This is a genomic window from Bifidobacterium myosotis, assembly GCF_002259745.1.
GTDB classification, from domain to species: domain Bacteria; phylum Actinomycetota; class Actinomycetes; order Actinomycetales; family Bifidobacteriaceae; genus Bifidobacterium; species Bifidobacterium myosotis.
Genome location: NZ_MWWW01000002.1, coordinates 177,971 through 204,955 on the forward strand (window position 1 = coordinate 177,971; position 26,985 = coordinate 204,955).

At 60.5% G+C, this 26,985-nt stretch carries 19 protein-coding genes, 1 tRNA gene and 1 pseudogene; 16 read left to right on the forward strand and 5 right to left on the reverse strand.

Going from position 1 to position 26,985, the window contains the following annotated elements:
• Window positions 1-210 precede the first annotated feature (210 nt).
• The 6 genes from BMYO_RS00865 (at window position 211) to BMYO_RS11390 (ending at window position 6,466) form a co-directional block, all read left to right on the forward strand.
• Entirely contained in the window at window positions 211-1,152 is a 942-nt protein-coding gene (locus tag BMYO_RS00865; RefSeq protein WP_094666706.1) for an EamA family transporter, read from the forward strand.
• A 238-nt stretch (window positions 1,153-1,390) separates the two neighbouring features.
• Window positions 1,391-1,478, forward strand: a tRNA-Ser gene (locus BMYO_RS00870).
• Window positions 1,479-1,682: 204 nt separating this feature from the next.
• Entirely contained in the window at window positions 1,683-3,161 is a 1,479-nt protein-coding gene (locus BMYO_RS00875) for a tyrosine-type recombinase/integrase (protein WP_094666707.1), read from the forward strand.
• A 693-nt stretch (window positions 3,162-3,854) separates the two neighbouring features.
• Window positions 3,855-4,454, forward strand: coding sequence for a hypothetical protein (locus BMYO_RS00885; RefSeq protein WP_094666709.1), 600 nt, complete (start codon window positions 3,855-3,857; stop codon window positions 4,452-4,454).
• A gap of 6 nt (window positions 4,455-4,460) precedes the next feature.
• Window positions 4,461-5,834 (forward strand): hypothetical protein, encoded by a 1,374-nt coding sequence (locus tag BMYO_RS00890; RefSeq protein ID WP_143249079.1) that lies wholly within the window; start codon window positions 4,461-4,463, stop codon window positions 5,832-5,834.
• A 398-nt stretch (window positions 5,835-6,232) separates the two neighbouring features.
• On the forward strand, window positions 6,233-6,466 hold the full coding sequence (locus tag BMYO_RS11390; RefSeq protein ID WP_143249080.1) for a hypothetical protein: 234 nt from the start codon (window positions 6,233-6,235) through the stop codon (window positions 6,464-6,466).
• Between the two features lie 4 nt (window positions 6,467-6,470).
• Here the strand turns inward: BMYO_RS11390 and BMYO_RS00900 are convergent, their stop codons facing one another.
• The gene (locus tag BMYO_RS00900; RefSeq protein WP_094666712.1) at window positions 6,471-6,746 is read right to left on the reverse strand and encodes a helix-turn-helix transcriptional regulator; all 276 of its coding nucleotides are present in this window, start codon (window positions 6,744-6,746) and stop codon (window positions 6,471-6,473) included.
• A 90-nt stretch (window positions 6,747-6,836) separates the two neighbouring features.
• Here BMYO_RS00900 and BMYO_RS00905 point away from each other — a divergent pair, with 90 nt between their 5' ends.
• The 9 genes from BMYO_RS00905 (at window position 6,837) to rpsI (ending at window position 17,403) form a co-directional block, all read left to right on the forward strand.
• On the forward strand, window positions 6,837-7,826 hold the full coding sequence (locus BMYO_RS00905) for an HNH endonuclease (RefSeq protein WP_094666713.1): 990 nt from the start codon (window positions 6,837-6,839) through the stop codon (window positions 7,824-7,826).
• A gap of 586 nt (window positions 7,827-8,412) precedes the next feature.
• Window positions 8,413-8,898, forward strand: coding sequence for a hypothetical protein (locus tag BMYO_RS00910; RefSeq protein ID WP_233427966.1), 486 nt, complete (start codon window positions 8,413-8,415; stop codon window positions 8,896-8,898).
• A 623-nt stretch (window positions 8,899-9,521) separates the two neighbouring features.
• Window positions 9,522-10,904 carry a CapA family protein gene (locus BMYO_RS00915; RefSeq protein ID WP_094666714.1) on the forward strand — a complete coding sequence of 461 codons (1,383 nt, stop codon included), beginning with the start codon at window positions 9,522-9,524 and terminating at the stop codon, window positions 10,902-10,904.
• 235 nt (window positions 10,905-11,139) lie between these two features.
• A complete protein-coding gene (locus tag BMYO_RS00920; protein ID WP_094666715.1) occupies window positions 11,140-12,180 on the forward strand; it encodes an NAD(P)-dependent oxidoreductase in 1,041 nt (346 codons plus the stop codon).
• A gap of 62 nt (window positions 12,181-12,242) precedes the next feature.
• Window positions 12,243-12,884 (forward strand): IMPACT family protein, encoded by a 642-nt coding sequence (locus BMYO_RS00925; protein ID WP_094666716.1) that lies wholly within the window; start codon window positions 12,243-12,245, stop codon window positions 12,882-12,884.
• 9 nt (window positions 12,885-12,893) lie between these two features.
• A complete protein-coding gene (locus tag BMYO_RS00930; RefSeq protein WP_233427967.1) occupies window positions 12,894-13,631 on the forward strand; it encodes an AbrB family transcriptional regulator in 738 nt (245 codons plus the stop codon).
• A 180-nt stretch (window positions 13,632-13,811) separates the two neighbouring features.
• Entirely contained in the window at window positions 13,812-15,977 is a 2,166-nt protein-coding gene (gene malQ, locus BMYO_RS00935; protein ID WP_094666717.1) for a 4-alpha-glucanotransferase, read from the forward strand.
• A 462-nt stretch (window positions 15,978-16,439) separates the two neighbouring features.
• Window positions 16,440-16,889 (forward strand): 50S ribosomal protein L13, encoded by a 450-nt coding sequence (rplM, locus tag BMYO_RS00940; RefSeq protein WP_094666718.1) that lies wholly within the window; start codon window positions 16,440-16,442, stop codon window positions 16,887-16,889.
• 22 nt (window positions 16,890-16,911) lie between these two features.
• A complete protein-coding gene (rpsI, locus tag BMYO_RS00945; protein WP_094666719.1) occupies window positions 16,912-17,403 on the forward strand; it encodes a 30S ribosomal protein S9 in 492 nt (163 codons plus the stop codon).
• Window positions 17,404-18,080: 677 nt separating this feature from the next.
• Here the strand turns inward: rpsI and glgX are convergent.
• A pseudogene (gene glgX, locus BMYO_RS00950) lies at window positions 18,081-20,393 on the reverse strand (glycogen debranching protein GlgX); the annotation flags it as partial.
• On the reverse strand, window positions 20,390-21,553 hold the full coding sequence (locus tag BMYO_RS00955) for an ROK family transcriptional regulator (RefSeq protein WP_094666720.1): 1,164 nt from the start codon (window positions 21,551-21,553) through the stop codon (window positions 20,390-20,392). The pseudogene glgX and the gene BMYO_RS00955, both read right to left, overlap by 4 nt.
• 506 nt (window positions 21,554-22,059) lie before the next feature.
• Here BMYO_RS00955 and adhE point away from each other — a divergent pair.
• On the forward strand, window positions 22,060-24,792 hold the full coding sequence (gene adhE, locus BMYO_RS00960) for a bifunctional acetaldehyde-CoA/alcohol dehydrogenase (RefSeq protein ID WP_094666721.1): 2,733 nt from the start codon (window positions 22,060-22,062) through the stop codon (window positions 24,790-24,792).
• Between the two features lie 171 nt (window positions 24,793-24,963).
• On the opposite strand, the gene BMYO_RS00965 is transcribed toward adhE, so the two are convergent.
• On the reverse strand, window positions 24,964-25,965 hold the full coding sequence (locus BMYO_RS00965) for a YwiC-like family protein (RefSeq protein ID WP_094666799.1): 1,002 nt from the start codon (window positions 25,963-25,965) through the stop codon (window positions 24,964-24,966).
• A gap of 220 nt (window positions 25,966-26,185) precedes the next feature.
• On the reverse strand, window positions 26,186-26,947 hold the full coding sequence (gene budA / locus BMYO_RS00970) for an acetolactate decarboxylase (protein WP_094666800.1): 762 nt from the start codon (window positions 26,945-26,947) through the stop codon (window positions 26,186-26,188).
• Window positions 26,948-26,985: the final 38 nt, after the last annotated feature.

The following is a 26,985-nucleotide window of genomic DNA, read 5'->3' on the forward strand; positions in this document are numbered from 1 at the left end:
TCATGCGTCTGGTTCATATCCATATCCCATCCGAACCCATGACCGGCGCCCGCATCGCGAACCTGCGTCCCAGTATCCACGCTCGCGTCCGATGTCCGCGATTATGCCCCGCGTCCGCATCCCACACTCCCGTCTCACGCCAATGTCCACATCCCGGCTTGTTCCACGTTTGCGGGACGCTGTCCCGATGGCCCGAGTAGCGTGAGGTGCATGAAGAAGGCAGTAATCGATCTCCTCAACCGTGTCCCTGTAGTGCTCATCGTGATCGGTGAGGCATTGGTTATCTACCTCGCCACGGCCATCGCCAAGCTGGCGTTCGCCCAGCTCGACCCGTTGTATTCGGTGTGGTATCGAGTGGGATTCATGGTGTTACTGCTGCTTGCATGGCGGCGGCCGTGGAGCGCCGCCAAACGCGGGCGACTGTTCCACCGCAGCGCCCGGTCGTGGGGGCTCGTCGTACTGCTCGGATGTTCGTTGGTGCTCATGAACACGATGTTCTACGTGGCCATCAGCAATATGGACATGGGCATCGCCGTCGCCATCGAATTCATGGGACCGCTGTCCGTGGCGGTCATCACCGGTCGCAGCTGGCGCGAACGGTTGGGCATCGGTATCGCGGCGGTCGGCGTGGTGCTGCTTGCCGGCATCTCTTTGGCCAATCCGTCCGGCAACGGCACGTTCGTGGTGGGTCTGATCGCCATTCTCATCGGCGGATCGATGTGGGGCGTGTACATCGTGACCGGGCGTCGCGTGGCATCCGGCGGCAATTCGCTGGACAATCTGTGCATCGCGGTGACCATCGGTTGGGTCGTGCAATCGCTGTTTCTCGCCGTACCGGCCGTGAGCCATGTGATTCACCCCAAATCCACAGCCACATGGGCCCTCGAGCCCGGCGGTTCGCTGAAGCTGCTGGCGTTGCTGTTCGTGATTTCCCTGATGGCGTCGTTCATTCCCTATGTGATCGAACAGATCACCCTGCGCCGCACCACGTCCGGCGCGTTCTCGGTGATGCAGTCCATCAATCCCGCCATGGCGGTGGCCGTGGGGTTGGCGTTTGGCGAGATTCCGAACGTCGGTGAGATCATCGGCGTGGCTTTGGTGATTTGCGCGGTCATCATCACCTTCTCCGGTGACGCGGCGCCTGCCAAGTAAGCATATGTCTCTTAGTGTCCCGCGGCGTAAGTTCGTTGACTATATTGTGGCTCCCCTTGTCAGCGGGGCTGAGGGGTGGTCATTTCGGCAACGAACTTCTGACGCGGCATACCAGTGAACATAAAGTGTCGCGTGTACCGGCTTGCATCGGCATCAATTTGATTGAAGTGCGTATTCAGGGCGCGTCATATCCGCAAAGTGTGATACAGTATCTTGCTGTTGCGCTTGAATGCAACAAGGAGTCATGCCTGAGTGGCCGATAGGGGCACCCTGCTAAGGTGTTAGTCGCTTTCCGCGGCTCGAGGGTTCGAATCCCTCTGACTCCGCTTACAAGGGTTTTGCGAGGAATCGCAAAACCCTTTTTTCATGCCTTATTCATTGGAATAAAGCCGTTTTCAGGCTATTGTGGCACCTTCTGACGATTCGCGTGAGGGTACATGGAGACGCTTGGTGATGCCTATATTAGGTGGTAAATAAGGTGGTAATGAAAGCAATGCTGGTAATTGTTTCCACCTTAGGGCAGGCATCTTATGGGAAGACCACCGAAACGGCAGAGAGCGAGCGAGGGCAAGCGCACGCTGAAACACGTCAAGCGCAACGGCAAAATCTACGATTACATCGAATATTCGTTCGTTACGCCCCCCGAAGCGTTCAGCAAATGGCCTGAATTGAGATTGCCAGAAAGAACACGGAAGACATTCACGGAATCACGGAAACTGGATGGAGAGGCGTGGCTAAACGAGAATCTTCGTGCGATTCATGCCGGCGTCTGGGTGCCAGAAAAACTCAGGAAAGCGGAACGACGGCGTGAATTGATTACGTTTCGTCAATATGCCGTTCCTTGGGTGGAGAGCCGTAAGAAGGCGGATGGCAGTGACCTTAAGCAGACCGCCAAGCAAAAGTATCGTGAATCGCTCAACTTGTACTTGCTGGATTTTTTCGGGGACATGCCTATGAGTGAGATTACGCCGAAGGACGTGCAACGGTGGTGGGATACATTCAAGACGGTTCGTCTTGACGCTAATCTTGAAGACCGTCGTTATCACGTCTATAAGCATTTGAAAACAATCATGAACAGTGCAGCGTCTGAGCCAGTGGACGATACTGGCAAGACGCTTATACCGTCGAATCCATGCCAGATTAAGGCAGTGCGTCCGCTCATTAAGCATGAGCCAGTACGCCCAACAGATGATCAATGGTCTGCATTAATGGATGTGTTGCCTGACTGGGCGCGTATGGTTGCCGCGATTTGCGATAAAGCCGCCTTGCGTGAAGGTGAAGCACTCGGCCTATGCCGACGGCACATCGACTTAGATAATCTTGTTATTCACGTTGAACAGCAATCTCAGCGTACTCCAAACGGCAAAGGGAAGTATTCAACCGAGATCACAACACCGAAAACGCGATCTTCTATCCGTGACGTACACATACCACGTACGCTTGCGGACATGCTAAGTGAGTGGATGACCACGCATGAGATTACTCAATCTGACATGCTGTTGTTCACGTCCTCAAGAACGGGACGGCAGCTCGCCCCACAGAATTACCGTAACGCGTTCGCTCGTGCTTGCAAGAAAATACCCGGCTTGGAAACTATGCGTCCGCATGATCTACGCAAGGATGCATTGAGCCGTATGGTCGAACATGGTGCGACCGTGAGCGAAGTCATGAGACAGGGTGGGCATACAAGCATGAGCGTTGCAAGTGTGTATCAAACCATAGGTGATCACTTAACCGAAGTTATGAATGAGGTTGATAAAGCTGAACAGTCTGTGAGTGCTGCGGGTGAAGAAGAATCGCGGACGATGGCTAGAGAGATAAAAAGTGATGATGCACAGTCAATTATTGGCGTGCTTGCTGGAATGCCGTTAGATCAGCGTATAAGTGTGCTGCATTCGTTGTCGCCTGCGCGGCGTGCCAGTGTGATAGAGCTGCTGCCGGATGCCGTGAAGATTGAAACACTGTCGGCGATATTGGGCGGCGCGGAAGGCGACACGCCCAAAGTCTAAAAAATCGTACTGACTTTATCCGCAATATTGAAAGGTAAAAAGAACATTTGGTCGAAACCTCTACTCGTCTTCGAGTGATTCTAGGGAAGGACCGTGGAAAACAAAACACATAAATTATATGACAATATTTATTGGTCTGTCTAATTTTTGTTATATCCGAATTAACGGTTTTGCGTGTTTTCCATGTTCTGTTATTACGTATTTAACAATAAAAACAAACATAAAAAAAGTTATATTTTTCTTCAGGAGAGGAATGATAAATGTATGGGGATAACGCTGTAATGCACGGTGCCGCTTGCAATGCGCGGAAAAGCGATAATGTAGAGATGTGACGCGGCGAAACGCTGGAAAGCATTAAGCCGTGTGACATAACAAAAAAATGAACACCCTAGAGGGGCAACTCTGGGGTGTTCTGTCCCTCACCTGCGCATGAAGCGCGACTGATTTCAAAATGAAAGGACATTATGAAGTCTACTAAATTCGCCGATGAAACGCCGATTATTCGACAGGCAAACGGACATACGAGCTTGAAGAGGCTTGAACCACTTAAGTCAGCAACTGAATCACTCGGTCTGAAGGATACGCGTGTGACCATGCGACTTGTGCGGGAAGGCAAGCTCAAGGCCGTCAAAATCGGTACTCGCGTGCTCATCACTTCTAAATCACTTAACGAGTTCGCGGGGTGCTGAGCTGGTGAACACCATTATCCAATCCCCGGCTGTCCCGGGGCATGGCGAAGCCTACCCCAAACCAGACGCGAGCATGTTGACAGCTACTATGGACGCGCCGGCGTATGTGCTGCCCATGCTGGCTGATTATCTGCTTGAATCCGTGTTCGATTCGTACCGGCTGACTGTTTCCGGTGAATGCTCGTGTTCGGCAGACTTGTTGTCGCTGACCGTGTATGCGAGCCATTTCGTTCCGTTGCCGTTGTGTGTGGATGCGTGGACTGGCGACCGTCCGGCTGGTGCGCTCGTCCGATTGGCGTCGCTGCTTATGCCGCCTGCGATGCTCTCATTGTCTGTGAGCGCGAGTGTGACGGATGTGCGTGTGCTGCATGTGACTACGAGCGATGTCGATAGACGGCTGGACTCGTTTATTGATATGCAGTTGCTGCCGAATCGTGCGCGTATGGATGCCGGGTATGTGCGGCGACGGCTTGCAGCGAGTGCTGATCGCTGGCGTGGTCGTATCGTGAACGTTGATATGACTGCGGACATGGTTGTGCGATCGATTGGCGACTTTGCCGGCGATCGTTGGCCGAGTGTGGCGTCTTGCATGATTGGCGGGTGATTGGATATGACGTACGCAAATGATCTGGAGTTCTGGCAATCGTCGCACCGGTTGCGGTTCATTCTGGAGACAGCACGTAGTGAACGCACGGCACCGTGGGCTGTTCTGTTAAGCGTGCTGGCGCGCGTGGCGGTGGTTACGCCACCGAATGTGGTCACGCCTGCGTTCGTGGGGTCCCGATACGGCAGTTTGAACACGTTCGTTGCAATAGTGGGTGCTTCATCAGACGGTAAGGGGCTTGCGGTCGGTACGGCACGGCGTCTAATCCCGAATGATCTGAACGCGACGGATACGTTGCCGGTATCCGGTGAGGGGTTGGCTACGTTGTTCGCGCGGCGCGACCGACTTGACGACGACGTCAAGAGCAAACGTAGTGTCCTGAGGTGCGTGAATATGCGTGCCATGCTTGACGTGCCGGAAGTCACCGTATTGGGTGCGGCTATGGGACGTACTGGTTCTACTTTGCTGGGGACATTAACGAGCCTGTGGAGTGGCGAGGCTATTGGTGGGCAGAATGTGAACGAGGCCAAACGGTTGCGCGTGCCCGAATACGGGTATCGCGTCGCGCTTGTGACCGGGGTGCAACCGGGCAATGCGGATATCCTTATGCAAGAAGATGTGACTGGATTGCCGCAACGAATTCTCTGGGCTACCACGCGCGACCCGGATGCGCCTCAGGAACGTCCGCATCGACCGTCTGGAGATTTAGGCTTCGATGCTGGCAAACTTAGCAAGTTGCAACCGTCCGAGTTCGAGATAGATGGCCTGTATCAAGCCGGTGGCTATGAGAAGTGTCGGAGCGAAAACGGCAATATAGTATATCCGTTTCATGTGATTGAGTATCCGGCGGCTGTCTTTGAAGAAGTGGACGCAGACGGGTTGAATCGGTTACACGGTGCCCGACCGGACGGCATGGACGGCCATAGCCTACTCGTGACGATCAAGACAGCCGGCCTGCTGGCAATCCTCGAGCAACGCGTTGGTGCTGCGTTGATTGTCACGGAAGAGGACTGGCAGCGAGCCAAGTACATTGTCGCCAAGTCTCGGCAGACCCGCGAAGTATGTGTGAACGACTCGCGGATTATCCGACGCGGAAAACGATGCGAGCGACTTGCCGATGATCTAATAGCAAAAAGCGAAGCCAAAGAAGCCGTCAATTATGAACGTTATGCCCGACGAATCACGAAAGCGCTCGGCAAATACGACAACGAGCATGAGGGCATCAAGGGCTACATGATTCAGAGGAAGACAGGCATCCCCACTTCTGACACCTATCAGACCATCAGTCGCATGTATGAGGAAGGACTACTGGAGAAAATAGGTCCCGAAGTAGAAGGTACAGGGTCGCAGCTATGGGCACTTTCGAGTGTACGTCCATGAGTCTAGCGCTTAGACTGTTAGACCCCTACTGTTATAGGGGATAAGTACATTCTAGACTGGCGGACTGTCTAGTTCTAGATAGTCCGCCAGTCTAGAGCCTTAACCCCAATAATTCCAATATGTCTAGCAGTCTAGTTCTAGATAACCGTCTATGAGTGCGGGAAAGAAGAATGCCGGTGTTTCTCCGATATGAATGGAGCGAATACGATACTGCCGCTTGCATTCCAAGCGGTGGAAAGGAGGATATGGCTGTGAGTAGTGATGGCGATAGGGATGATTTGGGTAGGTTCGTGTCGGGTAACCAGCCCAAGACCGGTTTCCATACCAATCCCGAGAGGCGTAACACGTTTCCTACTAGGGGGCGTTCATTCGAGTTGACCGCGCGCCGGTATCTCGATATGACCGATGAGCAGATTCGTGTGGAATTGGAGAAGGCGGAGCGGGGGAGTCTTACCCAGACCGAGCAGCTTGTGATACAGCTTCTCTCCCGCGCCAAGGACGGCAGCGACCCCGTACGGCAGTTAAAGGCGCTGCGGGAGCTGCTGGACCGGGCCGAGGGGCGGCCGAGGCAGTCGGTCGATGCGACGCTGGGGCGGCCTGAGCCGCCTGAGATCAATATCACCTTCGCATAGCAGGTCATGCGTGGAGATCGGGCCATGGCTCGGGTAGCAGGTCGTCTATGGTGACGCCGAATACTTGAGCTATGGCCATCACGTTCAATAGGCTTGGGTTCGATGGCGTCCCGGGCCGTGATTCGCCCTTTTCGAGCTGCTGGTATGCGAAGCGTGAGAGATTGGCGTTGTATGCCACGTATTCCTGACTGAGGTGTCGTGTGACGCGTTGCCGCTGGATGTTCAGCCCCAGACGTTTGGCGTAGACGGCCCATTCCTCGGGCACATGTGTGTGCGGCATGTTGCCAAGCTATGTGTGGCGCAATTAAACTATGGCCTTACCGGTAAAGCATAATGAGTAAGGCCTTACCAAATAGGGAAAAGGGTGCGCATGTCCGAGAGAGTCAAGAGTATCGCCATATGGGTTGGTGTGGCCGTGTTCCTCATTGTCGGGATGACGACCAGTAGCTGGCCTGTCGCCCTTGTGGTCTTCATTGTGTTGTTTGGCTACAAGGCCTATGAGTTCATGTATTTCCGTAGCGCCAAGTTTCTCGAGATCAGGAACCGCATCAGCGCGCACGTGCGTGACTGCAACGACCTGAACGACCATATCGAGGAACTGAAGGGCACGAGGCTCGGGACGGACATGTCGCTTCGCGGGCATGCCGAGTGGCGGGATTCCAGCCGTTGGAACTACAGGCGCTCCGAGCTCGGCAAGGCGACCAACGACCCCAACGTGTGCAACTGCTCGCGCGAGGTCGTCGCCGGTGCCCAGCGCGACCCGCTCAAATATGTGTGCAAGTACTTCGGGTTCAAGGCCGATGAGCCGACGTTGGAGCAGTTCGAGACCATGCTGAACAACTTCACCGCCGCAGAGGACGGCAAAACGTCCCTGACCGCGGAGAAGTCCGACATTCTGGATAGCGTCGCCCATGATGTGCCGTGGCTGATTAGGCGCTTCAGCAAGAAGACGCTTGATCGAAAGCTGGGCTTCAAGGACGTGCGCCTGAACGACGCCTACTATCCCAGCTTCAAGTTCCAGTATGTTTCCTCGGGTGGCAACGCCTCAACCCAGAGCGTGTGCACCATGGACATCCCCAATCTGAACGGCATGGTCGAATACCTCAGCAGCCAGATCAGGTGGAGGAAAAGCGTGGCGGGGCAGCGAGCCCTGATGACCAGCGCCCTACGCAAGCACATTCTGGAACGCGATGGCTACCAATGCCGCGCATGCGGCGTCAACCTGAACGCGGAGCCGCACCTGTTGCTGGAGGTTGACCATATCGTGCCCGTCTCGAAAGGCGGTTTGACCACAGAGGACAACCTACAGACCCTATGCTGGCGATGCAACCGCAGCAAAGGCGCTAAACTCGGCGCTTGAGGTTCTAATATGCCGGAGTGAGCCAAGTGATAAGAGAGTACTAATACGTTGTTCTCCGATGGGGAATGTTGCGATTACTAGATATTGAGGAAGAATTGCCAAATCTCGTTCATGACATATAGTTATCGGCGTGTTAGGTGGTAAATAAGGTGGTAACGGTTTTTCGCTAAGTACCGTGAAGCCAATGATTCCAATACATCACGGCATGTCGGTGTGGAATCCCTCTGACTCCGCCGACTAGGGTTCCGGGTGAAAGCTCGGAACCCTTTTGTTTTGCGCGGGGAACGGCGCCGTTCCAACGTTTTCGGGCATCTTTGGCCAGAGGGGCCGGCGGTCTGCAAGTCGCTTTCGCGCATGACGTTATCGGTAGGATATCCGGTACGTGAACCGGGAATTCCCTGGGCCAGCGCCGTTACCGGTCATCGATTCGGAAGGTGACAGGAGGTCCGCGACCGGAAACCGGCGCGACCGAGCAACTCGGCGCGCTGGGACGTTTGACTTGGCGGGCCGTTCATGTTGTTGTTAGGGGGTATGGTTCGCGCGAGGGGGATGAATCATACCTGAAGATCAAGGGGGATTCACCGCCATGGAATATTTCGTATTCAACTACCGCCGTTATGACCCATTACCCGGCTACGACGGCTTCATCGTCGTGGAACTGTCCGATCGTCCCGTCCGATATCACATCCAGCCCACGTTCGTCGGCGGCCTCAATGCGCAGGAATGCCATGCGATGGCCTTGGCGGCGTGTCGCATCGCGTGCACTTCCACCGACGCGGTCCGTGGCAAGCTAAGTGTGGACCGGCTGCAGCGCGCCATGACCCAACCGTGTCTCGAACGCCTGCGTACCATGCAATATCTGTTGGATGCGCACATGATCACGCATCCCGAGACCAAGGCCCGGTTCTGCTATCTTCCTACCGTGCCCACGTTGGTGGACGGTATGATCATCAGTCCGGAGACGCTGGAAATGGCCGTGTTCATGACCATCGGGCAGGAGGACATCCGCGTCAATCTGCGGTTCAAGTTCATTGGCTCCCGCTGGATGTGCCAGTTCGCTGATCTCGGCTAAAGGCGTCGCACGCATTGTCGCCATCGCGCATCACGGTGGCGACAATGCATGGCATCAATGACGTCCCCGGAAAACCCGCCCCATACCAATGACAAAGGGGGTGCGCAATCAATGGGGGATTGATATTGAAGTGCTATTAAGCGGACGGCTCCTCCGCTACTGTCGAAGCGTCACACCGCCGTTCGACGTGTAGCGGAGCCGGAGGTACGCCATTGTCCGTCCGCCTCCAGTTCGTCATTCTAGCGGTATCGTGCCAACGGCACGTCGATAACGCGGCAGCGAAACCACGAATCGCGTTGCGTATGCGACACATTGATGTACGGCGTCGTATAAGTCGTATGCCTTGCATGTTCCACTGGCTTCTCATGCAGGACGCCTATTGGGGTGCCCCCGTAATTCGACGGTTCCGGCGATTGTCCCGGCCGACGATTCGATGACCAATCGTCGCGTCGCCGACAAGACAAGACCGTCGCCAACGGCAATACCCAGCGGTAGTCTACATATCAGAGAGACAGGAGTGACCATCGGATGCATCGCGACCGGTACTGGCCGGTAGCGGCCGGTAACGGCCGGTACCGGACGCAACGGATGGAATCCGACGGATCAGGCGAAGGGGCAGGGCTATGAGCCATATCAGAGGACGCGGGCAGCATCGCGCGGGCGGTCCGCAGTCATACGCACGAGCGCATACGGGCATCGTGGCTGTGATCGCGGTGTTCGTGATCGCGCTCGCGGCGGCATTGGGCGTCGGCGTCTGGCTCACCACCCATGGCGACTCCAAAGCCGATACCGACTCAGCCGCAGGCCACACTGCAGCCTCGCAGACTGCGATCGACAAGCCGAAGGCGACCCCCAAGCCGGTCGCCGAGCATCACGGCAACTCCCCAGACTGCCCTGACACCGACTGCATCGCCCTGCTCGTCAACGGCGACCTGCTCTTCCATGAAGGGCTGTGGAGCCACTTCCAAGGCCCCAACCCCAATGCCACGGATGGCACGGCATTCAACTTCGACCCGTTGTTCGAGCCGATGAAGCAGTACATCCAAGCCTCGGACATCGCCGTATGCGAATTCGAGACGCCAATCGCACAGCGCGGCGGTCCCTACGCCGCCTACCCGATCTTCAACATCCCCCCGGAAGTGGCCGATGCCGCCAAGCGCGTGGGATACAACGCCTGCACGCACGCCACCAACCACTCGTGGGACCAGGGCTCGGATGGCATCGCGCGCCTGTGGGACACGCTTGAGGCGGACGGCATCGCACAGACCGGCTCGTATAAGACCGAAGCCGACTCCACCAAACCGCTGGTCATCGATTCACCCACCGGCGGCGGAAAGCTGGGGCTGGTGACCGGAACGGTCTCCCTCAACGGCATGACCGCCGATTACGACTGGCAGGTGGACCGGCTGCGCGAGGATGGCGACCCGAACCATGACTCGGACATCCAGCGCGCGGTGGACAAGGCCAACAAGGCGCGAGAACAAGGTGCCGATGTCGTGGCCATCGCCATGCACTCGGTGCAGGAATACCTCGATTACGCCGATTCCTGGCAGATCTCCGAAGCCCACGAACTGGCCGACACCGGCGCGTTCGACGTCATCTACGGTGCCGGATGCCACTGTGCGCAGCCCATCGAGCACTACAACAACACCTGGATCATCTACGGTCTTGGCAATGCGGTGACTGAATCCGCCAACACGCCCGATACGCTGGTCAACAACCAGGGCGTCACGGCACGTATCCAATTCGCCGGCAAGAAGGGCGTCAAAGGCTCCTGGCGCGTGAACCGCATCGATTGGGTACCCACGGCTAACGTGCATCAGGGCAACTACCAATGGTGTCCGATATCCAGTGACCATCCCATAGGCACCTGTTGGGACGAGGCGTACGACGCCCAGATACGGCAACGCATCTGGAACGTCATCTACTCCATGGGCGCCGACCAGAACGTGGTGCGCGAGTGGAACATCACCCAGGAGCAGACGGCCTCGTCCGGCACGAAGTGACCATTGGTGGCGTCGGCCGACGGGTGGCGTCAAGTCAGTGGTCGGTGGTCGGTCGGCGGGGCAGCTGTCAAGCCGATTCGTTTCGAGCCGTTGACTCTGCGCGCCGTTGATTCCTTAGGCCATTGACCCTGCGAGCCGCTGCCTCATCAAGCCTTTGCCCCTCACAAGCCCTTGCCCCTCAAGTCAATGCCGCCCTATGTTCCCTTTCTCCCACCGCACGCCTAATGTGGTGGGCATGACCGAGATCTACGAAACCCAGCCCGAGCGCACGGATCTGCCGCTGGTGGTGATGCCCGCGGTATTCGACTCGATGATCGGACCGCTCAAGGCGCAACTTCCCGCACTCAAGGACGTGGCGCGCGTGCGGCTGTATCAGGACTTCACCGAGGATGAGGATCTCATAGCCGAGCGCACCGCCGGCGCGACCGTTATGATCAACGGCGGCCCGCACCTATCCGACGACCTGCTGCGACGTCTGTCCGGTGGCGTGCGCGGCGGCGAGGGCGGCAAGGTGCGCTGCATCGTCTTCTCCGGCACCGGCGTGGCCAGCTACATCAACCTCGCCCTCGCGCGCGAGCTCGGCGTACGCATCTGCAATGCCGTTCATTACGGCGACAACGCGGTTGCCGAGCATACGTTTGCATTGTTGCTCGAGTTGGTGCGCCGCGTCGGCGAACTCGATCACGGCATCAAGGAGGGAGGCTGGGCCGGCCCCCACATGGACGGACTCCAGCTCGCCGGTCGTCGGCTGGGCATCATCGGCCTTGGCGGCATCGGCTCGACCGTCGCCCGCATCGCCCGCGCCTTCGGCATGGATGTCGCGGCTTGGCGGACCGGTCACACGCCCGCCGAGCGGTTCGCCGAAAGCGGGGCCACGCCCATCGACGACCTCGACGAACTCATCGCCGGCTCGGATGTCGTCTCCGTCCACCTGCCGCTCATCGACGGGGCCACGCGCGGCCTGATCACGGCCGACAACCTCGCGCATCTCAAACCGGGCACGCTGTTCATCAACACGGCCCGCGCCGAGGTCATCGCCCCCGGCGCACTGCTCGCCCGCCTTGAGCAGGGCGATATCCCGGCCGCCCTTGACGTCTACGACCATGAGCCGCTGCCCGCCGACGACCCGCTCCGCCGCATCCCCGGCATCGTGCTCACCCCGCATGTCGGCTGGCGCACCGACGGTGCGTTCCGTGAGCTCACCCGTCAGATGGTCGCCTGCATCGGCGCCTATTTCGCCGGCGACGATCTCAACGTCGTGGTCTCCGAATGCTGACCCACGGCGTTCCGCCCATCCCATCCACCTGACACCCCGGACGCCCACTCGCAAAGCCCATCATGCAAACCATTCTCAACACGCCGGATCAGCCGGCCCATGACTCGCTGGTCGAAAAGAAATCCGAATTCATTGGCGACGCGGCCCACGTCGATACGCTCGACGAGGCGCTCGCATTCGTCGCCGCCATCCGTGAGCGGCATCCCAAGGCCCGTCATGTGGCGTACGCCGCCGTGTGCGGCGGTGCCGATGGACGCCTGTCCGAACGCATGAGCGATGACGGCGAGCCTTCCGGCACCGCCGGCAAGCCGATTCTCGACGTGCTCAAGCAATCCGGTACCACCGACTGTGTCATCGCCGTCACCCGGTATTTCGGAGGCATCCTGCTCGGCTCGGGCGGGCTGGTCCGCGCCTACTCGTCTGCCGCGTCGATGGCGATGAAAACCGCGCGTGTGGCGCGCATCATGACCGCCCGCCGCTATCGTGTCCGGCTTGACTACCCGCAACTGTCCCGTTTCCAGCAGATTCTCGCCCAGATCGATGGACGGCAGGAGGCCGAGGAGTACGCGGCCGACATCCGGCTGACCGCCGTGGTGCCCGCCGAACGGACCGGACGGTTCGAGGAACGGGTGCGGGAGACGTTCAACGCCGCCGTCACACCGGAACCGGTGGATATGGTCAACATCCCCGTACCGCTCGATTAAGCTGGAACCATGACCGACCAGAACGCCAACGAATCCGCCGCCGCGCCCATCGCCGACGCCCCGATTCCCGAACCTCAGTCCGGCACGCCCGCGTCCGCCAACGATGAGGCCGCGCCTGCGGCTGAGCCCGATTCCGGCTCCGCCGAGGCCACTGCCGATTTCGAACCGCTAACCGCCACGTACGAGCGTCTGCGCCACTCCACGGACCCGGCGGAGCTCTCCGAATTCGCCCGCCGCCCATTGCCGGACCGTTCCGATCAGGCGGCGTTCTCCCGAGCCACCGCACTGCTCGAGGCCGTGGCTGGCAACCCGCACACCCCGGTGGAGGATCGAGTGTTCCTGGCGAGCACGATGCCGTTCCCGAACGTGCTGGTCAAGCTCTCCACCGACCCCGAGGCTGCCGTGCGCGAAGCCGTGGCCGCCAATACGGACGACAAGAACTGGCTGGTGGGCCGTCTGACCAAGGACCCGGTGCCCGCCGTCAGGGATACGGCGCTCAAGAACAAGCGCACCAGCTGGAAGATGCGTCTCGAGGGTGCGCAGAACCCTGAGGTGGATACCGAAACGCTTGACTTTCTCGGCTCGCTCGGCACCGAACTCGAGGAGGGCGCCCCTGCGGTGCTGTCCTCGATGGTGCGGCGTGCCGTGGCGCTCAACCCCAACGTGTCCGAGACCATGTTGGACAAGCTCGCCGATGACCCGTCGGCGGAGGTGCGTCACGCCGTGGAGCGTCGCCGTCGCGCGTGACCGCGGCCGGACGCTTTGGCTGGCGAGTCGGCTGCGCCCGACTGGTTACGTGACCGTTTACCAGGTGTTCGTCATCCGGACATCAATATGGGCGGCGCATCGCTGAAACGTACTGATTTGGCCGTGTCGCTTTACCTTCAATACGGTGTGGCGTAACCGGTCGGCGTTAGACTGGGGGCTATGAGTGAGCGTACCGAGAGTGAAGTTCGTCTGGCCCGTCCGCTGATTCGGTTGGCCAAATTGGTCGGCATAGGAACCAGCTATGTGGGCATGAGTCACGACTACCACGAGATCGCCGATGATGTTCTGGTAGCCCTGCTTGCTGCGTTGGGTATCGATGCCAGCAGCGAAACCGCACAGGAGACCGCCATCCGTCGCATCCTGAACCAGCGTCACAGCCGGCTGGTCGCCCCCACGGTGCTGCACATCGCGGGCAAGGAGGGCAAGGTCTACGTCAATACTGGCATTCTGGACGTGCCGTCCGCAACCATCACGCTAGAGAACGGCCAGCCTTACGAGGGCGCCATCGAAGTCGGCCCGGGGGATGGCTCCCAGGCCTACGACCTTGACGGTACGTTCATCTCCACCGCCGCCCTGATCATCCCCGCCGATCTTCCGGTCGGCTATCACACGCTGCACGTCAGGGTGTCGGACCGTGTGCAGGACGCCACGCTGATCAGCGCCCCGGACCACATCGAACTGCTTGATCCGATGAAGGGCGGCAGCCTGTGGGGCTGGATGGCGCAGCTGTATTCGATTCGTTCCAGTGGTTCCTGGGGCGTGGGCGACTACGAGGACCTCAAGAACCTGCTGGTGGACGCCAAGCGCAAGACCGGTGCCGACTTCGTGCTCATCAATCCGGTGCATTCCGCCGAGCCCGTCTCCCCGCTGACGCCGTCCCCGTACCTGCCGGTGAGCCGTCGTCTGGTCAACTTCACGTACATCCGCCCTGAGTCGCTGCCGGAGTACGCCGCGCTCGCCGCAGACGCCAAGGCCGAGGTGGATGGACTGCACGCCGACGCCGAGCCGCTCAACGGCGATGCCCAGATCATCGACCGCGACGCCATGTGGCGCACGAAGATGCATGCGCTGTGGATCATCTTCAAGGCCGGCCGCTCCGCCGAACGTCAGGCGGCGTTCGAGTCGTTCAAGCAGACCTGTGGCTCCGATTTGGAGGCATACGCCACATGGTGCCTGTGCTACGACAAGTGGGGAGCCCCCACCGCAGACCCGGACAACTGGGAGCGCAAGTACAACCGTGAGTCCCCCGAGGTCGCCGACCTTAAGGCCCAGTTCCCGGACACCCTGGACTTCTATCGCTGGCTCGAATGGGTCGCCGCCGATCAGCTCGCCGCGGCACAGCAGGCGGCCAAGGACGCCGGTATGCGCATCGGCGTGATGTCCGACATGGCCGTGGGCGTGCATCCGCTCGGCGCCGATGTGTGGTGGCATCCCGAGCGCTTCGCCAAGGGCGCGACCGTCGGTGCCCCGCCGGACATGTTCAACCAGCAGGGCCAGGATTGGAGCCAGCCGCCGCTGAGCCCCATCGATCTGGAGGCCACTGGCTACACGACATACCGCAACATGGTGCACGGCATGTTCGCCCGTGCCGGTGCGGTGCGCATCGACCATATCCTCGGACTGTTCCGCCTGTGGTGGATTCCTGAGAACCACCCCGCCACCGACGGCGGCTACGTTTACTACGATTCCGACATCATGCTCGGCATTCTGGCCATCGAGGCCTCCCGCGCGAATGGCGTGGTCGTGGGCGAGGATCTGGGCGTCGTGCCCGAGTACGTGGCCGATTCGCTGTCCAGCCATGGCATTCTGGGCTGCGCCGTGGAATGGTTCGAGCAGCGTGACGGCGTGTTCCGTCCGCCGGTCAAGTGGCGTCCCTACGCGCTGGCGTCCGTCAACACGCACGACCTGCCGCCGGCAGCCGGCTACCTCGAATTCGAGCACGTCAAGATTCGTGAGCGTCTGGGCCTGCTGACCGGTCCGGCCGAGGAATTCGAGGCATCTGCCAAGGCCGAGCAGGACGCCATGCTGGCCATGCTGGTTGAGCAGGGCTACCTTGATCCGGAATTCGCCGAGCATCGTGAAGAGCACGAGGCGGAGATCGTCGATGCGCTGTACCGCGCGCTCAAGGGGTCGCCGTGCAAGTTGCTGGCCGCCTCCATCACCGATGCGGTGGGGGAGAAGCGCGCGCAGAACCAGCCGGGCACCAACAACGAGTACCCGAACTGGCGTATCCCGCTGGCCGATGCCAAGGGCAACGTGGTGCCGCTCGAAACGCTCTTCGACACGCCCGGCGCCCAGCGCTTCGCCGAGATCTTCAACAGCTGAAACAGTGCACCGTCTGGTGACGGTGCACGGGTGGTGTTCGCCGGGGACTGATTGGTGTTTGACGGTCATCCGGTAAGTGCCATGGGCGCCCGGAATGTCCGAGGGGCATCCGGGCGCTGCTTTTGTGGCCCGCTTTCGCGGGAGTTTCTTGCGCCGAGTCAAGTCAAAGTCGATGTGAGCGGCCGGGTATGGCTGTCGTGGTTGCGGTCATGACCGGTACCGAGATGATGCATTGCGAAATTCGGCGCACCACGCCGCTTTGCCGTATGTCAAGCCCGGCGATATACTAGTGGATTGTTGTGTTTCCCTAAGGGGTCCTTCAAAGCGCTTTCCCACTCGCCACCGAGGACTTTCAGGGAGCCCACGGATAAAGAGGTTCGATGCTTCTTGGATGCGCGCTGTGACCAAGCACACGTCAAGCAGCTGAAAACCCGGAACACAATGAATAGAAAAGGTAATCCAGTGAAAACTTTCACTCCGAAGCCAGCTGATCTGACTCACGACTGGTACATCGTCGACGCCACCGACGTCGTGCTCGGCCGTCTCGCCACCCAGGTTTCTACCCTGCTGCGCGGCAAGAACAAGCCGACCTACGCTCCGCACGCTGATCTCGGCGATTACGTCATCGTCATCAACGCCGACAAGATTGCTCTCACCGGCAACAAGATGGGCAAGGAACTCTACGTGCACTCCGGCCGCCCCGGTGGCCTGCGCCGTGATTCCTACGCCGAGCTGCTCGAGAAGAACCCCGAGCGCATCATCAAGACCGCCGTCAAGGGCATGCTGCCGAAGAACCGTCTGGCCAAGGTCCAGCTCGACCGTCTCCGCGTTTTCCGCGGCGCCGAGCACCCGCACACCCCCCAGCAGCCCAAGGTCTTCGAGATCGCTCAGGTCTCGCAGCAGGCCAAGTGAAACCTGAGAGGAGATAAGAATCATGGCTGAAAACACCAACGACTCCCAGGTTGTCGAGACCGAAGAGGAGCTCACCAACTACACCACCGAAACCAACGCCGGCGCTGGCACCGGCACCTCCGCGATCGAGCCGGGCTACGGCACCGGTCGCCGCAAGGAGGCTGTCGCCCGCGTTCGTCTGGTTCCGGGCTCCGGCAAGTGGACCATCAACGGCCGCACCCTGGAGGAGTACTTCCCCTCCAAGCTGCTGCAGCGTGAGGTCAACTCCCCGATTGTGCTGCTCAAGCTCGAAGGCAAGTTCGACGCTATCGTCCTCGTTGACGGTGGTGGTACCACCGGTCAGGCCGGCGCCATCCGCCTCGGCGTGGCCCGTGCGCTGAACGCCATCGATCGTGATGCCAACCGCGCCGCCCTGAAGAAGGCTGGCTTCCTGACCCGCGACGCCCGCGTCGTGGAGCGCAAGAAGGCTGGTCTGCACAAGGCACGTCGCGCCCCGCAGTTCTCCAAGCGTTAATTTCGCTTCGACTGCGTTCTACCGAGCACAAGGAACCCCTCGTGGACTTATCCGCGAGGGGTTCCTTGTATCTGAGGGTATTTGAGAGCCCGGAAGTGTCACACCTGCTTCATCAGAGTGATGCTGAGGGCAGGCATGGTCCAGACCGTTCCGGCATCGTTCGCCTGGGTGCCGGTTCCCATGCCGGCTTCGGCGGCAGACGTTCCGGAGGGGGCGACCGACCCGTCACCCGGTAGACCGGAACCAGCCCCGGAAACGGAATCCGTAGCAGAATCCACAGAAGAACGCTGGAATCCCGGCATCTGCCCGATTCCATCGTCGCTGACCGCTGCCGCAGCGGCGTGCCCAACGGCACGGAGCGCATCCGTCACCTGCATGGTGCGACGCTCGGCGAGGGATTCGGCATCAGTGCTGGCATCGCTGCCGGTATTCGCTGCCTGATACGCATCCGCGGTGGAATCGGGGACGGCATCGGAACCGGAGCCCGGCTCGGAGGCGGGGAAGTTGGGAAGCTGGCCATCGTCACCGCGCGCCGGCACCACGCCGAACTCGGTGGTGAGCACATCGTCGGGGATGGCACCGGTGTCACCCCGATCATCGGAGCTGGCTCCGGTACTGGCACTGGCATTAGAGCCGGCCCGAAGCCGACGATCGGTCTCCTCCTGTGTCCGTGCCTGTTCGGCGAGTCGGCGCACAGTCTCATCGGCGTTCTGCACATGCTGCATCCACACGCTGATATCCTCGGACGTCTCGTTCTCCGCCGCCCGATCGCCTTGCGCCGGCCAGCGTCCGTTGATTTCCGCGGAACACCATTTGGGAGCCCACTTGCTGTCCGACGGCAGATGGAACTGTCGGTCCTCGGCCACGCCGTTGACCACGATGCACACATCCACCTCGCTGTTGGACAGCAGCCGCATGGTGAAGCTGCGCACGCCCAGATCGAACCAGTCGCTTTCCTTGGGCGGCGTGCCGTCCGGCAGGAACCACTTCACACGGTCGGACGGCTTCAACAGCCCCAGCTGGGTGAGACGTGTGAAGAAGTCCTCATGATGGTACAGATCAAGCGACTTGCGCAGCGATACCAGTCGCGAGACCGTCTCCAGTCGGCGCATCTCGCGCGTCTTATGCGGCGAGTACAGCCAGTCCCAGCTCATCCATGTGATGTCGTTGTCCTGGCAGTAGGCGTTGTTGTTGCCGTCCTGCGTATTTCGGAATTCGTCGCCCGCAAGCATCATCGGTGTGCCCAGCGACAGCATCAGCATGCCGGTCAGGTTCATGGCGGCCTGTTCGCGCGCTGCGATGATTTCCGGCGCGTCGGTCACGCCCTCCACGCCGAAGTTGGCCGAATGGTTCACCGAGGACCCGTCGTTGTTGTTCTCACCGTTGGCCTCGTTGTGCTTGGAGTTGTACCGGGTCAGATCGGTCAGCGTGAACCCGTCATGGCAGGTGACGAAGTTGATGGACGCCGTGGCTCCACGGCCTGGATCGGTGGCGAACAGATCCGCCGAACCGCACAGTCGCGTGGCCATCTCCTGCAGGCTCGTCCGGCCGAAGTCCGTGCTGTCGTCCACGTCCTGCAGCCAGAACGTGCGTGCCGTGTCGCGGAAACGGTCGTTCCATTCGGCGAACGGGATGCTGAATTGCCCGGTGCGCCAACCCAAATTGCCCAGATCCCAAGGCTCCATGATGAGCTTCAGGTTGCCGAGCAGCAGGTCGGATCGCAAGGCGTACAGGAACGGGTGATGCTGGGTGAACTCGCCGTTGAGGCGTGCCAGCGTGACGCCCAGATCGAAGCGGAAACCGTCGATGCCGATGCGTTTGGCCCAATACCTGAGCGAATCCACGGCGAACGTGACCACATGCGTGTTGGTGAAGTCGAACGTGTTGCCGCATCCGGTGGTGTCCTCCAGACGTCCGGGATTGGCCTTCTGATGACGGTAGTAGGCCAGATCGTCCAGTCCGCGCCAGCACATGGTCGGCCCTTCCACGCCGCCTTCGCAGGTGTGGTTGTACACCACGTCCATGATTACCTCGAAGCCGGCCTCGTGCAGCGCGCGGACCATGTTGATGACCTCGAGACGCACCGCGGTGGCGCCTTTGGCCTGCGCCGCCTTGGTGGCGTACGAAGGCTCGGGGGAGAAGTAGCTCAGGGTCGAATACCCCCAGTAATTGTGCCGTCCGTGCTCCTGCAGGAATAGCTCGTCCTGTTTGGCCTGGATGGGCAGCAGTTCTATGGAGGTGACGCCCAGATTCTGCAGATAGGCGAGGGTGATCGGGTGAGCCAGTCCGGCGTAGGTGCCACGCAGTTCCTCGGGCAGCCAGGGCGCATTGGCGGTGAAGCCTTTGACATGCAGCTCGTAGATCACGGTTTTGCGCCACGGCACATGCGGATGGTCGGGGTCGCCTACGTGCTTGTGGATATCGCGGTCGTCGATGGCCACGGACACCGGCACATGGCCCAGCGAGTCCACGGTGCTCATCTCGCCGTAGGCCGAGCCGATCACCTTGCGGTCCTGAACCTCGCAGGCGTACGAGAAGGCGGCCGGATCGAGCTCCATCGCGCCCTCCACGCCCTTGCCGTACGGGTCGAGTAGGAACTTGTAGGGGTTGAATCGCACGCCATGCTTGGGGTCCCATGCCCCGTCCACGCGGTAGCCATAGCGCATGCCGTCCCAGGCTTTGGGCAGGTGCACGTACCACAGACCGTAGTTCGGTCCGGTCATGCGGAACAGGGTCTCGCGCAGGTACAGATGCTCGATGATGCGTGTGCAGACCGGAAACTCGTGAATCTGGCGGATGAACGAGGAACCGGGGTCGGAGAACAGTCGGATGGCGTCCTGGAAGAAGGCGCTGGGCCGATCGATGGATTCCAGCACGCACAGCCAGACCTGACCTGCGGTTTCGGAACGGACCACGACGTCCGCGCCACCGTCATCGGTGAAGTAGAAGCCTGGGCGGGTGGCATAACGATGCAACGGTGGATTTCTCATACACCTATTGTAGACGTGGGGCCTGAGACCCGTATTCCCCTGATTCCGTCAAGATAGCGCTGCGCAAACCGCAACGCCGCGCCGATGGCGTCCTGATCCTCGCCGCAGTAGCTCCTGCGCAGCGTGAAATGATCCGTTCCGAACGGGCTGCGGCGCGCCACGCGGGCCTTGAGGTCCGCGATCTCGTCATCCTCGAGCATCGGCGCCGCTTCGCCTCCGATGATCACGTCGCCGGCGATGACCGAACGTGCATTCGCGATGGCCTGCGCCACGTAGTCGAGCCATTCGTTCATGCGCTCACGGTGATGGCGCTCGCCCTGCTCGAGCACGCTGAAGAAACCGGGGATGGATTCGTAATCCTCCGGCAACGTTTCCAGTGAGCAGTAGGCGTCCATGCACCCTCGTCGTCCGCAGTAGCAGGGGCGGCCGTTCGGCACCAGCGTCATATGTTCGATTGCGCCGTCGCATTGGTTCGGCCCCTGATGGAGCCTTCCGCCGATGATTACCGCGCCTCCCGGTCTGCGGTCGAGGTAGACACATAGTGCGTCGCGGAGTGTGGCGTCGAACCACAGTTCGGCCATGGCCGAGGCGTCGGCGTCCCGGACCATCAGACATGGCAGATGCACCGACTGGCCCAGCGTGTCCAGCGTCAGGCCGGTGTTGCCCATGATGGGCCCGAACGTCACCGTCGCGCCATCGGGCGAGATGACGCCGCGGATGGAAAACGCCGCGCCCAGTACCGATCCGTGCTTTCGCGCCACATCGGCTGCGAAGTTGTCGATGATGCCGCCGATGCGCTGGTAATAGACGTTGGTGTTGCGGTACGGGACCATGCTGTTCAGCCTTGCCACCACGCCGCCGTGCAGATTCACGGCGCGCAACCGCAGTTCGTGGGCATCCATGCTGACGCCGATGGCGGTACGGTGGTCGGGATTGAATTCGTAGCACTGCGCCTTGCGACCGCCGGTGGATTGCTGGAGGTCGCCTCTGCCGATGATGTGCTCGGCCTCCAACTCCCGGAGGTTTTGCGCGACGGTGGGAAGACTGAGCTGGAGTTCGTCCGCCAGCTGCCGCTTGGTGACGTGCCGGTGCGCGTAGAGGTAGGCAATGATGGCGCTACGGTTGTGTGCCTTGACTTCGCTGGGTGGCAGTGCCTTCATCTCGGTGCCTCCATTGGCTGATCGGCATGGATACTGCAAGATGACGGAGATATGGACGCGACGCTCGGTGCGCCGTCCGTCTTTATCGTTGCATTTATGGGGAAATACCTTACTTATCTAAACACGTTTTAGATAATTGCGCAAGAAGACGATACTTTACTGAAATTACTTTATAGAAGTTGCGGGCGAATCGTCTCGGCAGTGCTGTTCATATACCAAAAAAGCGAACAATAGTTACCATAATAGCCGTATTTGACCTCAAAAATAAGGCTTATTGAACAAAAGCAAACAAAAAAATTCCATAATCACACATGAAACGCCGTTGGAATTGTGCGAATGCAGGGCAAAAACCGCTTCGGTATATTGTGACTCAGGTCACAACGAGTTGTGACGGCGGTTTCTTGCCATCAGCACGAATCGATGCCTGTATCGTCTCGTCGAATGATGGTGGGCCGCTGCATAGGAAACTTTGCCCTACACCCCAAGAACGATCGAGGAGGACCCAAGTGGCAGAAGCAAAGAACAAGGTCGAGGCGACTAAGCCGACCCCCGAGGAGAAGCAGGCGGCGGCCGAGGCCGAGGTGGATGCGCTCGTGCAGAAGGCGCTCAAGGCGCTGGACGAGTTTGAGAATCTGGATCAGAAGCAGGTGGACCGCATCGTGGCGAAGGCCTCGGTGGCGGCGCTGAACAAGCATCTGGTGCTGGCGAAGATGGCCGTGGACGAGACCGGCCGTGGTCTCGTGGAGGACAAGGCTACGAAGAACATCTTCGCTTGCGAGCACGTGACGAACTACATGGCCGGTCAGAAGACCGTCGGCATTATTCGTGAGGACGATGTCATGGGCATCGACGAGGTCGCCGAGCCGGTGGGCGTGGTCGCGGGCGTGACCCCGGTCACCAACCCGACCTCCACCGCCATCTTCAAGTCGCTGATCGCCCTGAAGACCCGTTGCCCGATCATCTTCGGCTTCCACCCCGGCGCCCAGAAGTGTTCGGTCGAGGCCGCGCGCATCGTGCGTGACGCCGCCATCGAGGCCGGCGCCCCGGCCAACTGCATCCAGTGGATCGAGCACCCGTCCATCGAGGCGACCGGCGCGCTGATGAAGCACCCGGGCGTGGCCACGATCCTGGCGACCGGTGGCCCGGGCATGGTCAAGGCCGCGTATTCCTCCGGCAAGCCGGCCCTGGGCGTGGGCGCCGGCAACGCCCCGGCCTACATCGACACGGATGTGGACATCGTGCGTGCCGCCAACGATCTGGTGCTTTCCAAGCACTTCGACTACGGCATGATCTGCGCCACCGAGCAGGCCATCATCGCCCACAAGGACGTGTACGACGCGCTGGTCAAGGAGCTCAAGACCCGCAAGGCGTACTTCGTGAACCCTGAGGAGAAGGCCAAGCTCGAGCAGTACATGTTCGGCTGCACCGCCGGCTCCGGCCAGATGCCGAAGCTCAACTCCGTGGTGCCGGGCAAGTCCCCGCAGTACATCGCCAAGGCTGCCGGCTTCGAGATCCCGGCCGACGCGACCATCATCTGCGCCGAATGCAAGGAGGTCTCCGACGACGAGCCGCTGACCCACGAGAAGCTCGCCCCGGTGCAGGCCGTGCTCAAGGCCGATTCCAAGGAACAGGCCTTCGAGATGTGCGAGAGGATGCTCAAGCTGGGCGCCGGCCACACCGCCGCCATCCACACCAACAACCAGGAGCTCGTGCGCGAGTACGGCCTGCGGATGCACGCGTGCCGCATCATCTGGAACCAGCCGAGCTCGCTGGGCGGCATCGGTGACATCTACAACGCGATCGCCCCGTCGCTGACCCTGGGCTGCGGCTCCTACGGCGGCAACTCGGTGTCCGGCAACGTGCAGGCCGTGAACCTCGTCAACATCAAGCGCATCGCTCGGAGGAACAACAACATGCAGTGGTTCAAGATCCCGCCGAAGACCTACTTCGAGCCGAACGCCATCAAGTACCTGCGCGACATGTTCGGCATCGAGAAGGCCGTCATCGTGTGCGACAAGGTGATGGAGCAGCTGGGCGTCGTGGACAAGATCATCGACCAGCTGCGCGCGCGTTCCAACAACGTGACGTTCCGCATCATCGACTACGTGGAGCCGGAGCCCTCCGTCGAGACCGTCGAGAAGGGCGCGGAGATGATGCGCGAGGAGTTCGAGCCCGATACGATCATCGCGGTCGGCGGCGGCTCGCCGATGGACGCGGCCAAGATCATGTGGCTGCTCTACGAGCACCCGGAGATCGCGTTCTCCGACGTGCGCGAGAAGTTCTTCGACATCCGCAAGCGCGCTTTCAAGATCCCGCCGCTGGGCAAGAAGGCCAAGCTCGTGTGCATCCCGACCTCGTCCGGCACCGGCTCCGAGGTGACGCCGTTCGCCGTGATCACGGACCACAAGACCGGCTACAAGTACCCGATCACCGACTACGCGCTGACCCCGTCTGTGGCCATCGTGGATCCGGTGCTAGCCCGCACCCAGCCTCGCCGTCTGGCCTCCGACGCCGGCTTCGACGCGCTGACCCACAGCTTCGAGGCGTACGTGTCGGTGTACGCGAACGACTTCACCGACGGCATGGCCCTGCACGCGGCCAAGCTCATCTGGGAGAACCTGGCCGAGTCCGTCAACGGCGAGCCCGGTCTGGCCAAGACGAACGCGCAGGAGAAGATGCACAACGCCGCCACGATGGCCGGCATGGCGTTCGGCTCCGCGTTCCTGGGCATGTGCCACGGTATGGCCCACACCATCGGCGCCCTGTGCCACATCGCGCACGGCCGCACCAACTCGATCCTGCTGCCGTACGTGATCCGCTACAACGGCCAGATCCCGGAGGAGCCGACCAGCTGGCCGAAGTACAACAAGTACGTCGCGCCGGAACGCTACCGCGACATCGCCCGCAACCTCGGCATCGACACCGGCCGCACCCCGGCCGAGGCCGTCGAGAACCTGGCGAAGGCCGTCGAGGACTACCGCGACAACAAGCTCGGCATGAACAAGAGCTTCCAGGACTGCGGTGTGGACGAGGACTACTTCTGGAGCGTGCTCGACCAGATCGGCATGCGCGCCTACGAGGACCAGTGCACCCCGGCCAACCCGCGCATCCCGCTGATCAACGACATGAAGGACATCGCAATCGCCGCCTACTACGGCGTCAGCCAGGCCGAAGGCCACAAGCTGCGCGTCGAACGCGAGGGCGAGGCTGCCACCGAGGAGGCCTCCGAGCGCGTCTGACATGTGCGATGAGTCGGATATCGGTATCGGATTGCCGTATGTCGGATTGATGTCTGATCGGTGACAGTCGGATATCCGGCCCGATGCCGACTACAGCGACTACAGGGGAGCCCGTCCATTGCGGACGGGCTCCCCTCGTATTACGCACCATTGCGGCAACAATGCGACGGACTACATCACCACCGCGATGATGCATCCGAAGACGAGGAGGCTTGAGAAGCATTCGGTGACGCCGACAATCATCGGCTTGATGGTGCGCGTTCGGGCGACGAGCGGTAACGCGATCGCCCGCGCTAGCAGCGCAGCGGCGGCAATCAGCGTCAGCAGCGTCGGCAGCGTCGGCAGCGTCGGCAGGTTATGCATCGGATTCAGCGCCATTGCCTGGAGCATCATCGCCGTAGCGAACAACGCACCGTGCCATATCCACGACGCCCACAGCCATCCGCGTTTGCCGCGTTCCCGAATCATGGTCTTCACGAACAGCACCGAGCCGAACTGCGTGACCGCAAACAGGAGGGTGGCGACCAACCCCCCCGGTGGCAAGGCGCCTTCCGGCCACCAGGCCTGAAGGTCGAACAGCCGCTCAATGGCTGGCATATCGCGAACCGCCGCGTACATGCTGTTGGGATTGCATGCCAAGAAAGTCGGTGTATCGGCGCCAAGAGGCATGGCCTGCTTGAGGCAGGCTCGTTGCGGTCGGGGCGTGAAGGAATCGATTACCACGGTCATGGTGGATGCGGCGATGACCGCCACCGCGTTGCCCCATAGTGAGCGTTCTTTGCGAAGCCACGCGGCCGCCATCGATGCCGCGGCAAGCACTATATATAGAGGAGCCCAACGCAGTATGCCGGCATGGGTGATAAGAAACGGCACACCCACGATCGCCAATGCGACGGCATATACGAGTGCCGGCGGCAAATACCGGGGTGAGCAACGTGACTTCAGCCATCTCGCCGCGCTGAACTGCACGCAGTAGCATATGATCCACGCCACCAGCAGCCAAATGGTGTCCACGCCCGATCCGGCGATGACGACTCCCGCGATTGCAGGCAGCAACGCCATCGCCCACGCGCCCGGCTGGTCGGGAATCCAATCGCCTTTTCCGGTGCGGCGGCGGGCGGCCTTGCCGGAAGCCGGAGCGGGGACGGGAGTAGGGGACGACTGCTCATTCATGCCCACCATCGTATCGGTGTGATCGCGCGAACGGAAGGCCGGAAGCCAGTAGACTGCGTACGCAGCGCGTCTATATTTGCAGGACGAACGGTTCGCGAAGTAGGCCTGAGAGGCAGTGAATTCGTCAGCGAGTTTTTGACGCAGGATACTGGAAATGGACCCGAACCGGATGGGAAACGTCCGTTCGGCCACGAACGTGCTGCTGCCCGCGACAAAGAAACTACCGCGCGTCACCTTCGGCGCTCGTGATCGCTTCGGCGATGTTGTCCTGTGAAAAATCGTGATTGCGGTAGCCCGGATCGTCCACCGGCAGGTGGGTCACCAAAGTGTCGAACACCTGACTGTAAATCTTGCCACGACCCAGCACCGCGTCAAGCACATGGCCGCCGAAGGTATGGTCGTCGGAGAGGAAATGCTCGTGGAATCCGGCCACGGCGGCCCCATGGAACATCACGGGGGAGAAGTAGCCCAGCATGGTGCCGGTCACGTCGTGCCTGAGGAAGATGGCCTGACGGTCGGCCACTTCAAGCAGCGTGGGGTAGGGCGCCTGCTGTTTGATCACGGCGCGCGTCTTGATGAAGCTGAACGTGCCGTGCACGATCACCGAAAAGAACGTGTTGGCGCGGCCGTTGGCCTCCACAATGCGCTTGTTGAGCGCCTCGAGGCCGATGTCCTCGCGTTCGCACTGGTATTGGAATGCCGCGCGGTGCGAATTGGCGAACGGCATGGTGAAGTCGTCCGGTACCCGCTCCGCCACGCCCGACTGGCCTATTTTGTAGGCGATGCCGTCAAGGATGATGAGTTCGCCGTCCAGTCCTTCGCCGGTGCCTATGCCGGTGTCGCCGTGCTTGAGCAGCTCGCCGATCGTGGTGGTGCCCTCGAGCAGCCCCGGTACGAGCAGTGCCAACGTGCCATGCTGATACAGCACGTTCGCGCCGTGCTCGGTGATGGGGTGGATGTTCTTGGCCAGTGATTGTGTCACGGCATCCACGATAATTGGCCGTGTCCTGACCCACAATC

What these genes read in the sequence shown, in the direction of transcription:
- BMYO_RS00865 (WP_094666706.1), top strand. Translation starts at nt 211, where the DNA reads ATGAAGAAGGCAGTAATCGATCTCCTCAACCGTGTCCCTGTAGTGCTC.
- BMYO_RS00875 (WP_094666707.1), top strand. Translation starts at nt 1,683, where the DNA reads ATGGGAAGACCACCGAAACGGCAGAGAGCGAGCGAGGGCAAGCGCACG.
- BMYO_RS00890 (WP_143249079.1), top strand. Translation starts at nt 4,461, where the DNA reads ATGACGTACGCAAATGATCTGGAGTTCTGGCAATCGTCGCACCGGTTG.
- BMYO_RS11390 (WP_143249080.1), top strand. Translation starts at nt 6,233, where the DNA reads ATGACCGATGAGCAGATTCGTGTGGAATTGGAGAAGGCGGAGCGGGGG.
- BMYO_RS00900 (WP_094666712.1), bottom strand. Translation starts at nt 6,746, where the DNA reads ATGCCGCACACACATGTGCCCGAGGAATGGGCCGTCTACGCCAAACGT.
- BMYO_RS00905 (WP_094666713.1), top strand. Translation starts at nt 6,837, where the DNA reads ATGTCCGAGAGAGTCAAGAGTATCGCCATATGGGTTGGTGTGGCCGTG.
- BMYO_RS00910 (WP_233427966.1), top strand. Translation starts at nt 8,413, where the DNA reads ATGGAATATTTCGTATTCAACTACCGCCGTTATGACCCATTACCCGGC.
- BMYO_RS00915 (WP_094666714.1), top strand. Translation starts at nt 9,522, where the DNA reads ATGAGCCATATCAGAGGACGCGGGCAGCATCGCGCGGGCGGTCCGCAG.
- BMYO_RS00920 (WP_094666715.1), top strand. Translation starts at nt 11,140, where the DNA reads ATGACCGAGATCTACGAAACCCAGCCCGAGCGCACGGATCTGCCGCTG.
- BMYO_RS00925 (WP_094666716.1), top strand. Translation starts at nt 12,243, where the DNA reads ATGCAAACCATTCTCAACACGCCGGATCAGCCGGCCCATGACTCGCTG.
- BMYO_RS00930 (WP_233427967.1), top strand. Translation starts at nt 12,894, where the DNA reads ATGACCGACCAGAACGCCAACGAATCCGCCGCCGCGCCCATCGCCGAC.
- malQ (WP_094666717.1), top strand. Translation starts at nt 13,812, where the DNA reads ATGAGTGAGCGTACCGAGAGTGAAGTTCGTCTGGCCCGTCCGCTGATT.
- rpsI (WP_094666719.1), top strand. Translation starts at nt 16,912, where the DNA reads ATGGCTGAAAACACCAACGACTCCCAGGTTGTCGAGACCGAAGAGGAG.
- BMYO_RS00955 (WP_094666720.1), bottom strand. Translation starts at nt 21,553, where the DNA reads ATGAAGGCACTGCCACCCAGCGAAGTCAAGGCACACAACCGTAGCGCC.
- BMYO_RS00965 (WP_094666799.1), bottom strand. Translation starts at nt 25,965, where the DNA reads ATGAATGAGCAGTCGTCCCCTACTCCCGTCCCCGCTCCGGCTTCCGGC.